Below are 18521 nucleotides of genomic sequence, written 5' to 3' on the forward strand. Positions count from 1 at the left end.
TCGTCAAAGGAGATGACATACATGAAATTTGCACCAAACTTTGTATTCGGAACAGCCACATCGTCGTATCAAATCGAGGGCGCTTACAACGAAGACGGACGGACGCCTTCCATCTGGGATGCGTTTTGCGCAGAAGATGGCAAGGTCTTCAACTGGCAAAACGGTAACGTCGCTTGTGATCATTACCATCGTTATGAAGAGGACATCGCCCATATTAAGAAGCTTGGCGTCGATACGTATCGCTTCTCGATTGCCTGGCCACGGATTTTTCCGCAAAAAGGAATTTATAATCCTGAAGGCATGGCGTTTTATAAGCAGCTTGCAACACGCTTGCGCGAAGAGGGCATTAAGCCGGCTGTCACACTGTATCATTGGGATTTGCCACTCTGGGCATACGAAGAAGGCGGCTGGGTCAACCGAGAATCGGTCGACTGGTTCCTTGATTTTGCACGGGCATGTTTTACGGAGCTTGACGAAGTCGTCGACTCTTGGATTACGCACAATGAGCCGTGGTGTGCTGGGTTCCTCAGCTATCACATCGGGGAACATGCACCCGGTCATACTGATCTGAACGAAGCCGTTCATGCGGTGCATCATTTGCTCTTATCTCACGGAAAAGCAGTCGAGATGCTGAAGGAAGAGATGAAATCGACGACACCGATCGGCATTACACTCAATCTGGCGCCTAAATATGCAAAGACAAATTCGGTCAATGATCGGTTGGCGATGAATAATGCAGATGGTTATGCGAATCGTTGGTTCCTTGATCCGGTCTTTAAGGGACATTATCCGGTCGACATGATGAATCTTTTCTCAAAATATGTCCATTCGTTTGCTTTCATCCAGGAAGGGGACATGGAAACGATTGCTGTACCGTGTGACTTCCTCGGGATTAATTTCTATAGCCGCAACCTCGTCGAATTCAGCGCAGCAAATGATTTTCTACAAAAAGCTGCGTATTCTGACTACGACAGAACCGCGATGGGATGGGACATTGCACCGAACGCATTTAAGGACTTAATTCGCCGATTGCGGGCGGAATATACAGATTTACCGATCTATATTACAGAAAACGGAGCCGCATTTGACGATGAGCTGATTGAAGGACGGGTCGCCGACCAAAACCGAATCGATTATGTTGCGCAACACTTGCAAGCAATCTCGGATTTGAATGAAGAAGGCATGAATATTGATGGCTACTACTTATGGTCGCTTCTTGACAACTTCGAGTGGAGCTTCGGTTACGAAAAACGCTTCGGAATCCTTTATGTCGATTTCGAGACACAGGAACGAATTTGGAAAGACAGTGCTCATTGGTATGCGAACGTGATCAAGCGACATAAAGCTACGCTTCCCCAAAGCGTATAAGGAAAAAGGCAAGGACGACTCATCGTCCTTGCCTTTTTCCCCGGATTAGATAAAAAAATCAATAGAGATCGGGTGAAAAAATGTGTAAAAGAAAAAGGATTAAAACCCATCATATGGAATGTAAAGTGTAGAAGTGACATCTATTCGTTTTCAGGGGAGGAAACGTCATGCGTCAGAGGGACTTACCGTATCGGTTCATCTTTATTTTAGGTTTACTTGTCATGATCGGAATCAACGGATGGTCCGCCATGCTCCATCCGGACGGAACGATTAACGGATGGCAAAGCATTGCCTCCGTTGTCTAGCTTGTTGGTTTAGTCGGGTCTCTATTCTATATCAAGGAAGATAAAGCGCTTCGACTTATGGTCTGGTATATCCGGATTGGTCTCGTTGCGGCGTTATTCATTTACGGTGTTTCGTTACTTGAAGGCGCGTTTTCTGAGACGATTTGGTTTGATGGACTGGCGAGTGTTCAGTTCATATTCTATTTCCTCTTCGTCATCCCATTGTTTGGATTAAATGCCTGGACGGATGTTCTGTTTGGTGAGTTTTCGTTATACATGAGTGTTCTGTACGGTATCGCCTTGATCACGCTCCACGTAAAGGTCTGGAATGATGCATCACGGCATTTAAATTATTGATTCAAAAAGGTGACCTTGTGTCGCCTTTTTTTGTTGTGTCGTCAACTTTTTTCTCGACTCGCCCGTCTTAATGATGTATACACAGAACGATATCGAAAAAAGGAGCCGCGGCCTATGACCTCTCGCCAAATGAGAAAACGGGAAAAAGCATTCGTCCGTTTTTTAAAGCAATACAAACCGAATCTCTACTGGTTAGCCTACAGTTATATGAAAAATGAACAGGATAGTCTGGATGTCATTCAGGACAGCATCCAAAAAGCGTTGCAATCACTCGACCGACTCGAGGATGATGAACGGATGAAAGCCTGGTTCTATCAGATTTTGACACGAACAGCAATCGATGCAATTCGGAAGCGTCAGCATAGTATCAGTTACGACACGGATCGACTAATTGAACTCGTTGCAACGAAAGAAGATACATATCCGGATGCCGATTTGCGACAAGCACTCGAGGAGTTACCGGTCATGTACCGGGAAGTCGTTATCTTACACTATTTCGAGGATTTGATCTTAAAAGACGTCGCGACGATTTTAGAGCTGAACCTAAGTACGACCAAGTCTCGCCTCTATAAAGGGTTGACCTTACTGAAAATGAAATTGAATGGAGATGATCTAGATGTCAAACAAACTTGATGATCTGAAACAGGCTTACCAACAACCACCGGTCCCAAAAGAACTCGATGAAATGATTGCCCGAGTCGAGCGTCGAACTCGTCCTTCGCGGACGAAGCAATCTGTGTTGATTACAGCGGCCGCCATCACGTTATTCATTGGCGGATTAAATAGTAATGCGTCGTTTGCAGACGCGATGGCGAAGGTGCCGGTCTTCGGTCAACTGACTGAGATCGTGACGATCGATTGGAAAGAGACGAAGACACAACAGTCGGCTGATATTAAAGCACCCCAAGTGACGTTACCGGACAAAGTGCTCGAGCATCAACTGAACAAAAAGTATATCGCGGAAGGACAAGCGTTATATGAAAAGTTCAAACAAGAGACGCACGGACAAGAGGGAGTATTTGCGATCGATAGCCGATACGACATCAAGACGGATACGGACGACCTGTTGTCGATTGGTCGAATCGTCACGGAGACACGGGCAAGTGCATCGGAAAGCGTCCAGTACGATACGATTGATAAGAAGCAACAGCTTGTTCTGACGTTACCATCCTTGTTCAAGAATGACAGATATATCACGACGATCAGTGATTATCTAAAGGAAGAGATGCGTCGGCAAATGAAGGCAGATGAAGGGAAAGTCTACTTTGTCGAAGGAACACCAGATGTACCGGAGAGCGAACAGTTTAAGCGCATTTCCGCGAAGCAAAATTTCTATATTACAACAGACCACAAATTAGTCCTGTCTTTTGATGAGTACAGTATCGCTCCAGGCTATATGGGTATCGTTGAGTTTAAGATTCCGACGTCAATTTTAAAAGACGATCTTGTCAGCTCGTCCTATATTCGTTGATTGTCAGATTTTAAAAATCATTGACGTAAAAATGAAAAAAGGAAACAATTTCTAAAAATGACCTCTTATAATCAAAAGACGAATCGTTGTTTTTTGAAAAAAGGAGGAACCCCTATGAAAAAATGGAGTCGGCTCGTACTCGCAGGTGTCGTTAGTCTCGCCTTGATCCATGTTCCGGCAGCTAGTGAAGCGGCGACGAAAGCCAAAGCCTTTAAGAACTGTACGGAAATGCAGAAGACCTATAAAGGTGGCGTCGCGAAAAAAGCGGGTCTAAAGAATCGAACGGGTTATGACAAGAATGGAAAACCGATCTACAAAGCAACAAAATATAAGGCATACGTGAGTCTTGCGACGTATAACTTAAACACGAAGAGTGACCGGGATAAAGACGGTATCGCGTGTGAACGTTAAAAAAATAACCTGACGCTGCGGCGTCAGGTTATTTTTGCTTAGTTGAAGTTTTGCTTTAAGAATGCTGTGACTTCTTCTGGCGTTTTAGCATTTGCACTGTGCAAATGCGCTAGTTTTTCATTGTTTTTGAAGACGAGTAAGCTTGGGATCCCCATGACATCGTGGTTCGATGCGATTTCAGGGAACTCATCCTTGTCGATCGTATGGATTGGTAAGTGGTCGAACTGGGACTCGACGTCCGGCATGAAATAGTCCATCCGTTTGCAGTCCGGGCACCAGTCTGCTTCAAACTTAATGATGACCGGTGCATCACTTGAAATCAATTCCTTGAATGTTTCTTCACTCTTAATGAATTCTGCCATTGTGAGAACTCCTCCTCTTGGTGTTGTACCTTTAGTCTACCGATTCCCTTCAAAACTTGCACGAATTATGTTCGTCAAAGAGTCTGACAAGTCAAAAAAGTTGGTTGCTCTTTAAGATAATGCTACCGATTTTCTTTAAAAGAGCCACATGACTCAATCAAATTCAGTTTGGTATAGGGAAACATTATTGCGCTTTTGTTAATTACCTAGTTCGAAACAAAATGATTTCTCTAGACCCACTCGATTTCCGACTGGTACGATGAGGTTTGCTAATCGCAGAGAAAGTGGGGGCGACGAGAATGGAACAACAAAAATACGATAATCTAAAACGCGGCGAACGCGGTGCGATGATCAGTATTGCAGCCTATATCTTGTTATCATCTTTAAAATTAATCATTGGTTATACAGCAGATTCCGCCGCACTCCGGGCGGACGGTTTGAACAACGCGACGGACATCATCGCGTCGATTGCCGTCTTAATCGGCTTACGGATCTCACAACGTCCGGCAGATGACGATCACAAGTACGGACACTGGAAAAGTGAGACGATTGCCTCGCTCGTAGCTTCCTTCATCATGATGGCAGTCGGTCTCCAAGTCTTGATCGATACGATCTCGACGTTATTCGAAGGCAAGCAGGAATCGCCTGATGTTCTTGCAGCGTACGTCGGAATTGGTTCAGCTCTCGTGATGTACTTCGTCTATCGTTACAATAAGAAGTTATCCGAGGAGATTGAAAGCAAAGCCGTCATGGCGGCAGCGAAAGATAATCTATCCGATGCTTGGGTCAGTGTCGGGACGACAATCGGGATCGTCGGATCACAGTTCGGCATGCCCTGGCTTGATGTCGTGACAGCGATCATCGTCGGCTTCTTGATCTGTAAGACGGCGTGGGATATCTTCACGGAAGCGTCACACGAACTGACAGATGGCTTTGATGAGAAGAAACTGAAAATGTACGAAGATGTCATTTTCGATCTCGAAGGTGTCAAAGGCATCAAATCGATCAAAGGACGTAACTACGGCAACAATGAAGTCGTTGATGTCGTCATCCTCGTCAACTCCACCTTGAATATCCATCAAGCGCACGATATTGCGACACGTGTTGAGGATACGCTGACGGAAGAATACGGAGTTTATGATATCCATGTTCACGTCGAACCCGAATGAATTCAAAAACGTCTTTTCTACGCTGACTGTAGAAAAGACGTTTTTTATGGCAATAACTCGATATGAAGAGCCAGTGTTCCGTACTGTTGCTCGGCTTCTGGTGAATAGATCGTATACGTAGATGTTACGAGTTCATCGATCGACCAACCGACGCAGTCGATGGATTCCTGTGATACGTGTTCATACAGTGCTTGAAAATCTTGAAATGTCTCCCGTTTCGTCACCTGGACGAGTAGCGTCTCGTTCGTCTCCGTATGCGTGAACTGAATCTGATCACCGACTTGTACTTGTTGGCGTTTCAGATCATTGAGTCGAATTTCGACCGTTTTCAGCCGTTGTTCAATCGAACGAAACGGTACTTCATATAATCCCATCTCATGTCTCATCTATCTCCACTCCTTCTCTACAAAAGCATAGCAAAACTATGTGATTTTTCACATCGCCTTTTCGTTGACAACCAGGAATAATCAGCGTATTTTAATTCATATAAGTAATTGTTCCTTTTGGAACGATTTGAAATGGAACAAGGAGGCGAAACAGGATGGAGCAAACGGAAACGGTTCGTTCAACGGCGATGATGCAGTCGTTTTGGAATGTACAACGACATCTCGTTCGAGCAGCACACCAGACGGCGCAGGAAAACGGACTCAGTTTACCTCAATTTCATAGCTTGATGACGATTGCGCCACGTGGACCGATTTCGCAAAAAGCACTCGCGACACATACGCATTTACCAAAGAGCACACTGAGTCAGTCGATTGAGGGCCTCGTTCAGTCCGGTTGGGTCATTCGGGAGACGAATCCTGAAAATCGACGAGAAGTCGTCCTATCGCTTAGTGATCAAGGACAACAATTCGTGACGGAGATTCAAGAACAAGAGAAGGGAATGCAACGTCAACTCGAACAGGTCCTAAAGACGATTGATCAAGAGGTATTCGAACAGATGCTTGCGACGCATGCTCAGATTGCAGAAGGCATCGGACGTATCTTACAGCCAGAAATGAAAGGAGGATGCTCGGATGATTAAGTTACTCAAACGATTGACGGCGTATAAATGGGCAGTACTCGCGGTGCTCGTCTTGGTTTTCGCACAATCAATGTCTGATCTCTATTTGCCGACACTAATGGCGGACATCATCGATAAAGGCGTCGTTACCGGCGATACCGCGTATATCTGGAAAATTGGTGCCGTCATGCTCGGGATAACCGGTGTCGGGGCGTTAGCTGCCGTTGCCGCCAGTTATTATTCATCGAAGGCGTCGATGGGACTCGGACGGGATATCCGTCGCCAAGTCTTCAACCATGTTGAACGGTTCTCCCTGCAAGAGTTCGACCAAGTCGGAACGGCGTCATTGATCACGCGGACGACGAACGACATCACGCAAGTCCAACAAGTCGTCATCATGATGTTACGGATGGTCGTCAGTGCACCGATCATGTTCATCGGTGGATTGATCATGGCCGTCTCAAAAGATGCCAAACTCTCACTCGTCATCGTCGCGGCGATGCCGGTCCTTGTGATTTCAATCCTGTTGATTTTGTGGAAAGGGGTTCCGTTGTTTGGGAAAGTTCAAAAGCGACTCGACCGTCTGAACCTCGTCTTGCGGGAGAACTTGACCGGGATCCGTGTCATCCGTGCCTTTAACCGGGAACGTGATGAACAAGTGCGATTGACAAAAGCGAACGCGGATTTGACAGAAGTCTCGATCAAGGTCAATAAAATCATGGCGTTCTTGATGCCAGTGATGATGCTCGTCATGAACTTGACGGTCGTCGGTGTCATTTGGTTCGGGGGCATCCGGATCGATAATGGCGGCATGCAGATCGGGGATTTGATGGCGTTCATCCAGTACGTCATGCAAATCATGTTCGCTCTCGTCATGGCTTCAGTCATGTTCGTCATGATTCCGCGGGCAGCCGTCTCGGCGAAACGGATCAATGAAGTCCTCGAGATGACACCAACAATGACAGATGAGGGAACACAAACCGCTGACCGTGAAAAAGGAACGCTCGTCTTTGATCGTGTCACGTTCCGTTACCCAGGAGCTGAGACACCCGTTTTATCCGATATTAGTTTTACGGCACGACCAGGTGAAGTGACGGCTGTGATCGGTGGGACCGGTTCTGGTAAATCAACGCTCGTCAATTTGATTCCCCGTTTTTATGACGTAACAGAAGGGAGCATTCGCGTCAATGGCGTTAATAGCCAGGACGTACCGCAAGAGGAACTGCGGTCGAAAATCGGCTTCGTTCCCCAAAAGGCGTTACTGTTCACAGGTACGATTGCCGAAAACATTCGTTTCGGGAAAGAGGACGCGATAGATGAAGAGGTCGCGCATGCAGCGCACATCGCGCAAGCGACGGACTTTATCGAACGGATGCCGGATGGTTACAATGCGCGGATCGAACAAGGCGGATCGAACGTCTCTGGTGGGCAAAAACAACGCTTGTCGATTGCTCGGGCCCTCGTTCGTCGACCAGATCTATATGTCTTTGATGACAGTTTTTCAGCGCTCGACTTCAAGACCGATGCGGCTCTTCGGAAAGCGTTACGGGAAGAAACACGCGAAGCGACGGTCTTGATCGTTGCTCAACGTGTCAGTACCGTCATCGATGCCGATCAAATCATCGTCCTTGATGAAGGGAAAGTCGCTGGAATCGGCACGCACGACGAGTTGTTTGCGAGCAACGCCGTCTATCAGGAAATCGTTAAGTCACAACTATCAGAGGAGGAAATCGCATGAGTGAGAAGAAACGACCTGCCGGCGGTCCTCCGCCTGGTGGTCCCGGTGGCGGAAATATGATGATGCTTGGTGAAAAACCAAAGGATTTCAAAGCAACGTTCCGACGCCTGCTTCGGTATCTGCGTCCGCGTCGGACGGCACTGATCGGTGTCTTTTTAGCAGCGATCCTCAGTACAGTCTTCATGATTGCCGGTCCGAAAATCATGGGAACGGCGATCACGGAATTGTTTGAAGGTGCGTATGCGAAATTCCAAGGTGTACCAGGAGCAGAAATTGATTTCACGAAAATCGGACAGATCCTCTTGTGGCTCGCTGGACTTTATATCATCAGTAGTCTGTTCAATTACTTGCAACAGTATTTGATGTCGGGCATCGCTCAAAAAACAGTCTACGATTTACGTGAGGACGTCAATCATAAACTCGAACGCTTGCCATTAAAATACTATGATGGTCGTCCGAACGGGGAGACACTCAGCCGCGTGACGAACGACATCGATACGATCGGGAGTACGTTACAACAAAGTGTGACTTCATTCATCACGTCGATCGTGACAATCGTCGGGATTTTAATCATGATGCTGACGATTAGTCCATTGTTAACACTGATTTCACTTGTCTCGTTGCCGGTCTCGATTTTTGCGATTCGTCCGATTTTGAAACGATCCCAAAAATACTTTGCCGATCAACAACGGACACTCGGTCAGTTGAACGGACACGTCGAAGAGATGTATACCGGACACTCTGTCGTCAAGGCGTTCGGACATGAACGCAAAGCGGTCGAGCAGTTCGATGCCGTCAACGAGGAGTTGTATGAAGCAGGACGTAAAGCACAGTTCATCTCCGGGATCATCATGCCGATGATGATGTTCATCGGGAATATCAGTTACGTTCTGATCAGTATCGTCGGCGGGATTCTCGTCACGCAACGGGCGATCTCGATCGGGGATATCCAAGCGTTCATCACCTATACACGCCAGTTCACGCAACCAATCACACAAACGGCGAACATCGCGAACATCGTCCAATCGACGGTCGCAGCAGCGGAACGTGTCTTCGAATTACTGGACGAAGAAGAAGAGATCAAGGAAGTGACGACGCATCGTCTTGCGCAGGCTGAAGGAGCCGTTGCATTCGAACACGTTGATTTTGGTTACGGAAACGATCTCTTGATCGAGGATATGAACATTGATGTCGCACCGGGACAAACCGTCGCGATCGTTGGACCGACGGGTGCCGGTAAGACGACGATGATCAATCTATTGATGCGCTTTTATGAATTAAACGGCGGGACGATTCGAATTGACGGTATCGATACCCGTGAGATGTCACGCGAAGACTTACGGACGACGTTCGGTATGGTCTTACAAGATACGTGGCTCTTCAACGGTACGATCCGAGACAATCTTGCTTACGGTAAAAATGGAGCAACCGAAGAAGAGATTGTCGCGGCAGCGAAGACCGCACATGCTGATCATTTCATCCGGACATTGCCGGACGGGTATGATACCGTCTTGAATGAGGAAGCTTCGAACATCTCGCAAGGTCAGAAACAGTTGTTGACGATTGCTCGGGCAGTTCTTGCCGATCCTCCGATCATGATCCTTGATGAAGCGACTTCTAGTGTGGATACACGGACGGAGGTCTTCATCCAGCAAGCAATGCGACGGTTGATGGAAGGACGGACGAGTTTCGTCATTGCTCACCGTCTGTCGACGATCAAAGATGCTGATTTGATTCTCGTCATGAATCAAGGGCGTGTCATCGAACAAGGTACTCATAAGGAATTACTCGAGGCAGATGGATTTTATGCGGATCTGTACAACAGCCAATTCTCTGAAAAAGAAGTCGTATGATATAAGGCAGTGTCGTCATGTAGACGATGCTGCTTTTTTTTAGAAACGATTATTGTAAATGTGTATTTTCACATACCGTAGTTATCCAATTTCTTGTAGGAAAAACAAGAAACGCCACATTCTGGTACAGGTAAGGGTTTAACAAATCCTTTAGCTGGGGAAATTAAAGAAGTGTTAGAAATATATAATTTTATCTTAGGTGAAGGAGTGTGAAAAGATGAATAACATTTGGAACGGAACGTCGTTGAACTTGAACGGCATTCTCGGATCACTTGGCAACTTGCTTGGAGCGATCATCGTCTTTTTAATTGGATGGCTCATTGCTAAGCTGATTGCGAACGGGATTCAAAAAGCGTTAGAGAAATCTGGAGTCGTCAACAAGTTATCGCCTCAAAAAGAAGGAGCGCCACCAAAGAAGAAAAAGTGGACACCTGAAAAAATTATCGGGACTGTCGTCTTTTGGGTTCTCATGGTCTTCGTCCTGATCTTGGTCTTCAATATCCTTAATCTGAACATCATTGCGGGACCACTTGCGGATACGATGAGTACATTGCTCGCGGCAATCCCAAATATCCTGAAAGCAGCCCTCATCCTCCTCTTGGCATATGTCATCGCGGTCGTTCTCCGCATGATCATCGTCAAAGCAGGTACGAAGCTGATGGCGAACGACAAAGTACGTTCGAACAAGATGCTTCAAGGTCAGACAGATCTTTCAGCTTATCCAAAAATCGCAGGGGAGATCGTCTTCTACCTCGTCTTGCTTCTGTTCCTACCAGGTGTACTTGGTGCGTTGAACATTGAGAGTGTCTCACAACCGTTTAGCCAATTGTTATCGTCATTCCTTGGATTCATTCCACGCTTGATTGCTGCGGCAGCCATCTTCTTCGTTGGCTTCCTCGTAGCGAAAATCGTCCGCGATATCGTGACGAATTTCCTTCATGCTGTTGGAACGGATAAATTTGCATCTCGCTTCAATCTTGGGTCAAATGATCAAAAAGATTCGAAATCACTGTCGTCGATTCTTGGAACAGTCGTCTTCATCTTGATTCTGATTCCAATCACGATTTCAGCACTTGATCAATTAAATATTAAAGGAATTACAGGACCAGCGATCAACATGTTGAACGATGTCCTAGGTATGATTCCGAATATCATTGTCGGTGTCGTTCTGATTCTTGTCGGTCTTTATGTCGGACGTTTCATCAAGAAATTCGTTACGGATCTCCTGTCACGTCTTGGATTCAACAATCTAACACGTCACTTGAAAATCGGGACGTGGGATGCGAACCAAGCGTCTACATCACCAGCTTCCATCGTTGGTGCACTCGTTGAGATCGTCATCGTCGTTCTCTTCGTCGTCGAAGCCTTCAATTTGATTGGTCTTGATTTCATGGTCGACCTCGGTCGTGCCGTCCTTGCTTTCTTGCCAAGCGTCTTGACAGCGATCATCATTCTCGCGATCGGTATCATCGTCAGCAACCTTGTCAAACGTACGATGGACAGCCTGTTCGGTAACTCTGAACTGAAAGTCCTCTCAATCGTTGCGAAGTATGCGATTCTTGCACTTGCTGTCTTCATGGCACTTGATCAATTGGGTGTTGCGGATACAATCGTCAACTCAGCCTTCATCTTGATCCTTGGAGCACTTGCGCTTGCTTTCGGTCTTGCCTTTGGTCTCGGTGGACGTGATAATGCATCGCGTTACCTCGATCGTTTGCAAAAGAAAGCAGAGAACACGGAAGTCGATACATCGAATCTTCCAAGTAAGTCTGCATCGACTTCTTCTTCACCAAGTTTGAAAGATGCAGCAAAAGGTGCTGCGTCACAAGCAGCGGATGATGTCACACCAGATCGTGCACCACGTTCAGCGCGTTCATCTTCAACAGATGAAACGACACATGGTACACCAAAAGGTGCGTTGCCAGAAAATGATTTAGCACAACAAGATGATTATCCGATTGACCCAAATGATCATAAAGGGCCAAACCTCGATCATCCTAACAATCGTCCAAACCTCGATCACCCTAATGATCGTCCGTAATGAGAGTACGCCCTTTCCTCTAACTTTAGGGGAAAGGGCGTTTTTGCGTTGATGCATCAAAGCGTTGTCGTATTTTCACAAAAGTGGTTTGACCACTTTGTGAAAAAATACAGAAAAAAAGACTTATCGAACCTGACATCGTTTGTTATGATTAGAAAGTCAATTACCTCAATGATTTGAATATTCAGAAAAAAGAGAAAAGTTCGGAGGATGAAACATGAGTTTGCTTCGCAAGAAAGATGTCAGTGTAATGATGGATATGAAACAACATTCCAAACTGGCACGTCATTTATCAGGGTTTGACCTTATTTTACTTGGAATCGGTGCCATCATTGGAACCGGAATTTTCGTTCTAACAGGAACGGGTGCTCTTTATGCTGGACCAGCTTTACCGATCTCATTCATTATTTCTGCAGTCGTCTGTGCACTCGCAGCCCTTTGTTATGCTGAATTCTCGTCGATGATTCCTGTTTCAGGTAGTGTATATACGTATACATACGCAACGATCGGGGAACTTGTCGCCTGGATCATCGGGTGGTGTTTGATCTTAGAATATGGACTCGCTTCAAGTGCCGTTGCAACTGGCTGGTCAGGATATTTCCAGTCGCTCTTAGCAGGTTTCGGCGTCCATTTACCGACGGCTTTAACAGCTGCGCCAGGAGCTGTACCGGGAAGCGAGACATTCTTTAACTTACCGGCATTCTTGATTTTAATGGTCATCACGCTCTTGCTTTCGCTTGGCATTAAAGAAACAAAACGCGTCAACAATGTCATGGTACTCGTCAAAGTTGCCGTCGTTGTTCTTTTCATCGTCGTCGGGATTTGGTATGTCGAACCAGGCAACTATAAACCATTTGCTCCGTTTGGTATGAGTGGGATCCTACAAGCTTCGGCGATTGCCTTCTTTGCGTACCTTGGGTTCGATGCGGTTACATCAGCGGCAGAAGAAGTCAAAAACCCAGGACGTAACTTACCAATCGGAATCTTGGGATCGCTTGCGATCGTTACCGTTCTATACGTCGTCGTTTCGGCTATCATGGTCGGAATCGTTCCATTCAAACAGTTCGAGGGTGTCGATAGTCCCGTATCGCTTGCGTTAAAAGTCGCAGGTCAAGACTGGGTTGCTGGATTTGTTGACTTGGGTGCCATCGTTGGTATGACGACGGTCATCCTTGTTATGACATTTGGTCTTATTCGTCTCTTGTTCGCGATGAGCCGTGACGGACTTTTACCGAAAGTCTTCTCGGATGTTAATGAAAAATCACACACACCGGTCAAAGCGACATGGATTCTCGGAACAATCGCTGGTTTGATTGCTGGATTCGTGCCACTCGGTACACTTGCTGAATTGATCAACATCGGGACACTGGCAGCATTCGCGCTCATCTCAATCGCAGTCATCATTCTGCGCCGGACGCGTCCTGATTTGAAGCGTGCCTTTAAAGTTCCGTTCGTACCAGTCTTACCGATTCTATCAGTCCTCGCTTGTATCATGTTGATGGTCAACTTACAGAAATTCACATGGATTGCCTTCTTCGTTTGGACAGCAATCGGACTGCTTGTTTACTTTGGTTACGGACGTAGCCGTTCTAAAATTCAATAAGTAGGGCACCCTTGGCGACAAGGGTGTTTTTGTGTGCAGGAAATCGCAAGAAAGATAGCGAAACTGCTCAGTGGAAAAGGAGGTTTTTCGATGATTCATATTCAACGCGCGCCTGACTTAAAAACAGCATATCAAACGATGCAGGATGGATTTCAAGATTATCTGATTCCGCTGCACTTATCAGAAGCAGAGTTTCAGAAGCGAATTCTCGAGCGAGACGGAAACCAGTTGGAACATTCGTTTATTGCCTACCATGGAGAAAAACCGGTTGGTCTTTGGCTGAACGGTTGGAAGGAAATCGATGGTCAACGCATCATGCGATGTGGAGGGCTGGGCATTTCACCGCAGTATCGACGACTTGGCATTGCAAAAGCCTTGTACCAAGCGCAACTGAGCCACGCTAAGGAAATCGGAATGGATGAACTGATGCTTGAAGTCATTCAAGGGAACGATCCGGCGATTCGATTGTATCAATCGCTTCACTACAAGATTGTTGGAGAAATTGGATATTTTCATTTAACCGATGAACATCAAAAATCCGCTTTGCCAGCGATCGAAGAAACAGAGTTCTTAAAACAGTATCGTGGACAAGGAGAATACATCTGGCAACAAGATCCTCATGTCATGCAACGCTTGCAGGCGAATTATTATCAACTCGAGGAAAGTGTCGTCGCTGTAGCGGAGGCTGCTTTATTGTCGGTCGTCGGTCCAACAGAACATAAAGCAAGGCATGCGACAGAAGTCGTCCGCCATTTACCGGGAACGACCTATCATTATCAATCGACAGATGTACAAGTGTGGGAAGCATTACTTTCTGAAGGATGGATACAACGGGATTTGAAGCAATACATCATGCGTCAGTCACTATAAGAAAAACGCCGCTATCCTTCAGCGGCGTTTTTTGTAGTCTTCAATCATTCGAGCGTGAGAACCGACCAAGTGATCGGGTAAGTCGTCTAGCGAAACGAACTGAAGTTTGATGCTTTCGTCACTTTGCTTTAACGTTCCGATCGGATGTTCACCGATATAGGCGAGAGTGACGCTTTGAAAGACGTCTCCGTTCGCTAAAATCGTCACGTATTGCGGACCGGAGTAGACATCGAGTAACGTCAATCGTTCGACTTCCAGTCCAGTCTCTTCGAGGAGTTCCCGACGAGCGGTCTCTTCCGGTGATTCCGCCCATTCCATTAATCCACCTGGCAAACCGAAGCGAGCTTGTGCTTCGTTCCGTTGTTCCAGCAGAATGTGTTCATGTTGCACGACGAGGACAACGGAACCGACGAGAATGACCGGATCGTGACCGATTTTTCGACGTAACTGTTCGACATAATTCATTTCAATACTCCTTGTTGAAACGGACAACCCGTCACAGGCGCTGTCTGTGTTGGTTTTGGAAAGAAGTTCGGTCGTTTGATTTCTGGGTCGTAATCTTTATGGAACATATGCGTCGTTGCACCACTCATCGGTGGTACGAGCCAGGACCATTCCCCGGTGACATCGCGACCGCATGCCGCTTCATTTTTTTCGAAACGAGCGAACTGTTTCGCAGCGGTATGGTGATCGACGATCGTAACACCAGCGCGTTCAAAAGATTCGAGTACGGCGACGTTCAGTTCGACGAGCGCTCGGTCTTTCCAGAGTGAACGTTCACGCGATGTGTTCAGACCGAGTTGCGTCGCGACGAGCGGCAACAGATCGTAACGATCCGTATCGGCGAGGTTACGAGCGCCGATTTCTGTTCCCATATACCAACCGTTGAACGGGGCACACGGATAAACAATACCGCCAATCTCAAGCTGCATATCAGCAATCATCGGTACGGCATACCAGCGGACTTCGCGACCATCAAACAGGTCATAGTCAGGATGTGTGATGCTGACTTCGAGCACGAGCTCGTCTGGAATCGGATGCAGACTACGTTGTCCATCGAGTTCAATCAAGAGAGGAAGGATGTCAAACGGTGTTTTTGCCCCTGTCCAGCCAAGTGCTTCACATTGTCGTGTCAGTTGGACAGAAGCCGGATCGCCGATGATTCCTGTTGCAGTCTCATAACCAGCGTAGCGAATCAGTTGGTGATTATGCAGCCGCACACGTGTCGGATGAAAAATCGTGATCGTCGAGCGAATTCGTCCTTCATTCGTCGCGAACTGGATATGCTCAAATAACGCGTCGCGGACCGCTTCGACGGTCAACGCATCCCGCGCGTCAAAGACATGAAGTTGCTCCCAAAAGAGGCGTCCCACACATCGGTTACTGTTGCGCCAAGCGAGCTTAGCACCGAACGCGAGCTCGGAAGCCGTCTGTTCATATGTTCCTGTCATTTGAATCGAACGGATGACTTCTTGCTGACGTCCGGACATTTCGGGGTATTGCTCTATATAAGAAGTAAAGAAGCGTTCTGCTTCGGATTGAATGAATGGGTCCACGAATCGAAATCCTTTCTGAAAAACAAGCACGATACAATCTCTGTTCCTAGTGTACCCCGCGAAGAAACGAAGCGCCAAACTTGAATGATGTATAAGGTTGTTATAAGTTCAAAAGACTCCCAAAAGTTTAAAGAAGTTATGAAATGGGGGATAGTGTAGAGAATGAGTTGAAAGTGAGGAAATTTGTATGTCTTTAATCAAACCTGTATTTGCCCGTTTTTTTGGTGAAGCCTTTTTTGATAAATCGGCTCAGCTCGCCTATTATCTGATGTTGTCCTTATTCCCATTCTTATTATTTGTGGTTGGGATCGTCTCGTTCTTACCGTTTACGTCGGAAAACGTGCTGGATTTGATTCGACCATTTGCTCCAGCAGAAACGTACGACTTGATTCAGCGGAACGTCGTCGGAATCTTTGATCAAGGCGGCTTTAAGCTTGCCTCGATCAGTTTCATCGCCGCTTTTTGGCTTGCTTCGATGTCGGTCCAGTCACTTGTCCGCTCGCTAAATGATGCGCTCGAAGTGACACGGAAAGCACCGTTTTGGCGCGGGCTGTTGCAAGACTTCGCCTTTACAATCGGGATGATGATCATCTTACCGATTTCATTGATTGTTCCGATTTCAGAGAAACTAACACGACGTTTCATCAATCATTTTTCAATCGTTGCTGATTTCGTAACGAACTACTCATGGATTTGGTTCTTATTCCGCTGGGGACTCGGGACATTGTTCTTACTTGTCTTTTTCATTTTATTATATCGGATCTTACCGAGTGTCCATTTGACGGTTCGTCAGGTACTTCCCGGGGCAATTTTCGCGACGATTGCTTGGCAAGTCGTTTCGGAATTCTTCTCTTACTACGCTGAATTTGGGAGTTACGACCGTCTTTACGGTCAGCTTGCCGGAATCATCGTCTTGATGACATGGTTCTATTTATCGGCTGTTGTTTTGATGTTAGGGGGACTGATGAATGCGGAACGCATGCGTCAGAAAAAAGAAGCAAAAATCATGAAGCCGCAAAAAATCAAAGAAGAAAGCGTGCGTTAATCATTTTGAACACACAAAAGCAGCTGACGATGTGTCAGCTGCTTTTTATTAAAAACATATATATTAGTAGGATCATAGGAAGAGATAAATGAATGTGCTTCATTTAAGCACATGCTACGACAAGCCAGCAACAGCGCGGTACAGTTAAATAAAATAACATCCAATAAACGTCACGTAACGTAAGCTAAATAAAGGAGGCGAAGGGAGATGAAGAAACGAATGTGGACAGTTTTATCCGTCATTGGTCTCATCGTCGTCATGGTCGGGGGATACTTCGTGTTCCAGCAACAGCAGGCAAAATCAAGTGGTAGTAAGAAATTGAGTTATCAACCGGAAGAGACGGCAATCTTAGCTGGAGGATGCTTCTGGTGTATGGAGCCACCGTTTGAGGAGTTAAAAGGAGTTAAATCGGTCATTTCCGGTTACACGGGCGGTGATGTCGAAAATCCGACATACAATCAAGTATCGGCGGAGACGACAGGGCATCGGGAAGCGGTGTTAATCACGTTTGACCCAAACGTCATCTCATATAAACAATTACTCGATGTCTACTGGCGTCAGATTGACCCGACAGATGCAAACGGTCAGTTCGTCGACCAAGGGGAATCGTACACGACAGCGATTTTCTACACGAATGAAACACAAAAAGAAATTGCAACGCAATCGAAACAGGATTTAGAGAAACAAAAGGTTTTTGATGAAAAAATCGTCACACCATTGATTGCAGCAGGTCCTTTTTACGAAGCGGAGGCATACCATCAGGATTATTATTTAACGAATGAGAAAAAATATAAGTTTTATCGGGCAGCTTCTGGACGCGATGACTTTATCAATCGCTACTGGAACGATCAACCAAAACTTAACCTTCCAACGTATCCAAAATTATCAGACGCGGAAATTAAAAAGAAACTAACCGCAATCCAGTACGAGGTGACACAAGAAGATGGGACAGAGCCGGCATTTGATAATCCGTATCATGACTTAAAGGCAGACGGGATCTACGTCGATCTCATTTCTGGTGAACCACTGTTTTCATCAAACGATAAATATGACTCGAAGACAGGATGGCCAAGCTTTACGAAACCACTTGAGCCGGGGAATATCATTGAGAAAAGTGATTTCTCAATCGGCATGAAACGGATGGAAGTCCGGAGTCGACATGGGAATGCACACCTCGGACACGTCTTCTCGGATGGTCCGAAACCGACCGGACTTCGGTATTGTATGAACTCGGCTGCTTTACGTTTCATTCCGAAAGAGGAATTGAAACAAGAAGGATACAGCGAATATGTAGCAGATTTTAAATAATCATTAAAGGCATTCAATGCGTGTGAGCATTGAGTGCCTTTCCTTTCAAAATTGTAAGATACATCCATAAAATAAATAT

At 46.2% G+C, this 18521-nt stretch carries 19 protein-coding genes; 15 read left to right on the top strand and 4 right to left on the bottom strand.

What is annotated here, in order from left to right; all coding sequences use genetic code 11:
* Window positions 1–21 precede the first annotated feature (21 nt).
* The 6 genes from ACY2IG_RS02075 to ACY2IG_RS02100 all read left to right on the top strand — a co-directional run bounded on the left by ACY2IG_RS02075 (window position 22) and on the right by ACY2IG_RS02100 (window position 3891).
* A complete protein-coding gene (locus tag ACY2IG_RS02075; protein WP_290774494.1) occupies window positions 22–1368 on the top strand; it encodes a GH1 family beta-glucosidase in 1347 nt (448 codons plus the stop codon).
* A 167-nt stretch (window positions 1369–1535) separates the two neighbouring features.
* Window positions 1536–1673 (top strand): hypothetical protein, encoded by a 138-nt coding sequence (locus ACY2IG_RS02080; RefSeq protein ID WP_462618305.1) that lies wholly within the window; start codon window positions 1536–1538, stop codon window positions 1671–1673.
* A 57-nt stretch (window positions 1674–1730) separates the two neighbouring features.
* Window positions 1731–2009, top strand: a complete 279-nt coding sequence (locus ACY2IG_RS02085; RefSeq protein ID WP_462618306.1) for a hypothetical protein — start codon at window positions 1731–1733, stop codon at window positions 2007–2009.
* Window positions 2010–2123: 114 nt separating this feature from the next.
* On the top strand, window positions 2124–2642 hold the full coding sequence (locus ACY2IG_RS02090; protein WP_462618307.1) for an RNA polymerase sigma factor: 519 nt from the start codon (window positions 2124–2126) through the stop codon (window positions 2640–2642).
* Window positions 2626–3480 carry an anti-sigma-V factor RsiV gene (gene rsiV / locus ACY2IG_RS02095; protein ID WP_462618308.1) on the top strand — a complete coding sequence of 285 codons (855 nt, stop codon included), beginning with the start codon at window positions 2626–2628 and terminating at the stop codon, window positions 3478–3480. The genes ACY2IG_RS02090 and rsiV overlap by 17 nt, the downstream gene beginning before the upstream one ends.
* A 114-nt stretch (window positions 3481–3594) precedes the next feature.
* Window positions 3595–3891, top strand: a complete 297-nt coding sequence (locus tag ACY2IG_RS02100; RefSeq protein ID WP_029343294.1) for an excalibur calcium-binding domain-containing protein — start codon at window positions 3595–3597, stop codon at window positions 3889–3891.
* Between the two features lie 38 nt (window positions 3892–3929).
* Here the strand turns inward: ACY2IG_RS02100 and ACY2IG_RS02105 are convergent, their stop codons facing one another.
* Window positions 3930–4253, bottom strand: coding sequence for a thioredoxin family protein (locus tag ACY2IG_RS02105; protein WP_023466923.1), 324 nt, complete (start codon window positions 4251–4253; stop codon window positions 3930–3932).
* Window positions 4254–4552: 299 nt separating this feature from the next.
* Here ACY2IG_RS02105 and ACY2IG_RS02110 point away from each other — a divergent pair, with 299 nt between their 5' ends.
* Window positions 4553–5422: a cation diffusion facilitator family transporter gene (locus ACY2IG_RS02110; protein ID WP_053452503.1), complete on the top strand. Its 870-nt coding sequence runs from the start codon at window positions 4553–4555 to the stop codon at window positions 5420–5422.
* A gap of 44 nt (window positions 5423–5466) precedes the next feature.
* Here the strand turns inward: ACY2IG_RS02110 and ACY2IG_RS02115 are convergent, their stop codons facing one another.
* On the bottom strand, window positions 5467–5808 hold the full coding sequence (locus tag ACY2IG_RS02115; RefSeq protein WP_329469955.1) for an ASCH domain-containing protein: 342 nt from the start codon (window positions 5806–5808) through the stop codon (window positions 5467–5469).
* A 155-nt stretch (window positions 5809–5963) separates the two neighbouring features.
* Between ACY2IG_RS02115 and ACY2IG_RS02120 the strand changes: the two genes are divergently transcribed.
* The 6 genes from ACY2IG_RS02120 to ACY2IG_RS02145 all read left to right on the top strand — a co-directional run bounded on the left by ACY2IG_RS02120 (window position 5964) and on the right by ACY2IG_RS02145 (window position 14533).
* Window positions 5964–6449, top strand: coding sequence for a MarR family winged helix-turn-helix transcriptional regulator (locus ACY2IG_RS02120; RefSeq protein ID WP_329469956.1), 486 nt, complete (start codon window positions 5964–5966; stop codon window positions 6447–6449).
* On the top strand, window positions 6442–8166 hold the full coding sequence (locus ACY2IG_RS02125) for an ABC transporter ATP-binding protein (protein WP_329469957.1): 1725 nt from the start codon (window positions 6442–6444) through the stop codon (window positions 8164–8166). The genes ACY2IG_RS02120 and ACY2IG_RS02125 overlap by 8 nt, the downstream gene beginning before the upstream one ends.
* Window positions 8163–10019 carry an ABC transporter ATP-binding protein gene (locus ACY2IG_RS02130; RefSeq protein ID WP_035411164.1) on the top strand — a complete coding sequence of 619 codons (1857 nt, stop codon included), beginning with the start codon at window positions 8163–8165 and terminating at the stop codon, window positions 10017–10019. Before ACY2IG_RS02125 ends, ACY2IG_RS02130 begins: the two co-directional genes overlap by 4 nt.
* Window positions 10020–10236: 217 nt before the next feature.
* Window positions 10237–12060: a mechanosensitive ion channel gene (locus ACY2IG_RS02135; protein ID WP_035411161.1), complete on the top strand. Its 1824-nt coding sequence runs from the start codon at window positions 10237–10239 to the stop codon at window positions 12058–12060.
* Between the two features lie 217 nt (window positions 12061–12277).
* A complete protein-coding gene (locus ACY2IG_RS02140) occupies window positions 12278–13663 on the top strand; it encodes an amino acid permease (RefSeq protein ID WP_035411158.1) in 1386 nt (461 codons plus the stop codon).
* A gap of 90 nt (window positions 13664–13753) precedes the next feature.
* Window positions 13754–14533, top strand: a complete 780-nt coding sequence (locus tag ACY2IG_RS02145; protein WP_462618309.1) for a GNAT family N-acetyltransferase — start codon at window positions 13754–13756, stop codon at window positions 14531–14533.
* Between the two features lie 18 nt (window positions 14534–14551).
* On the opposite strand, the gene ACY2IG_RS02150 is transcribed toward ACY2IG_RS02145, so the two are convergent.
* Window positions 14552–14998, bottom strand: a complete 447-nt coding sequence (locus tag ACY2IG_RS02150; RefSeq protein ID WP_290755854.1) for an NUDIX hydrolase — start codon at window positions 14996–14998, stop codon at window positions 14552–14554.
* Window positions 14995–16023, bottom strand: coding sequence for a nitric oxide synthase oxygenase (locus ACY2IG_RS02155; protein ID WP_462618710.1), 1029 nt, complete (start codon window positions 16021–16023; stop codon window positions 14995–14997). Before ACY2IG_RS02155 ends, ACY2IG_RS02150 begins: the two co-directional genes overlap by 4 nt.
* 253 nt (window positions 16024–16276) lie before the next feature.
* Between ACY2IG_RS02155 and ACY2IG_RS02160 the strand changes: the two genes are divergently transcribed.
* Window positions 16277–17134: a YihY/virulence factor BrkB family protein gene (locus ACY2IG_RS02160; protein ID WP_035411153.1), complete on the top strand. Its 858-nt coding sequence runs from the start codon at window positions 16277–16279 to the stop codon at window positions 17132–17134.
* Window positions 17135–17341: 207 nt separating this feature from the next.
* Window positions 17342–18442: a peptide-methionine (R)-S-oxide reductase MsrB gene (msrB, locus tag ACY2IG_RS02165; RefSeq protein ID WP_329469962.1), complete on the top strand. Its 1101-nt coding sequence runs from the start codon at window positions 17342–17344 to the stop codon at window positions 18440–18442.
* Window positions 18443–18521 lie beyond the last annotated feature (79 nt).

This window comes from Exiguobacterium sp. EF_C8 (genome assembly GCF_054956715.1).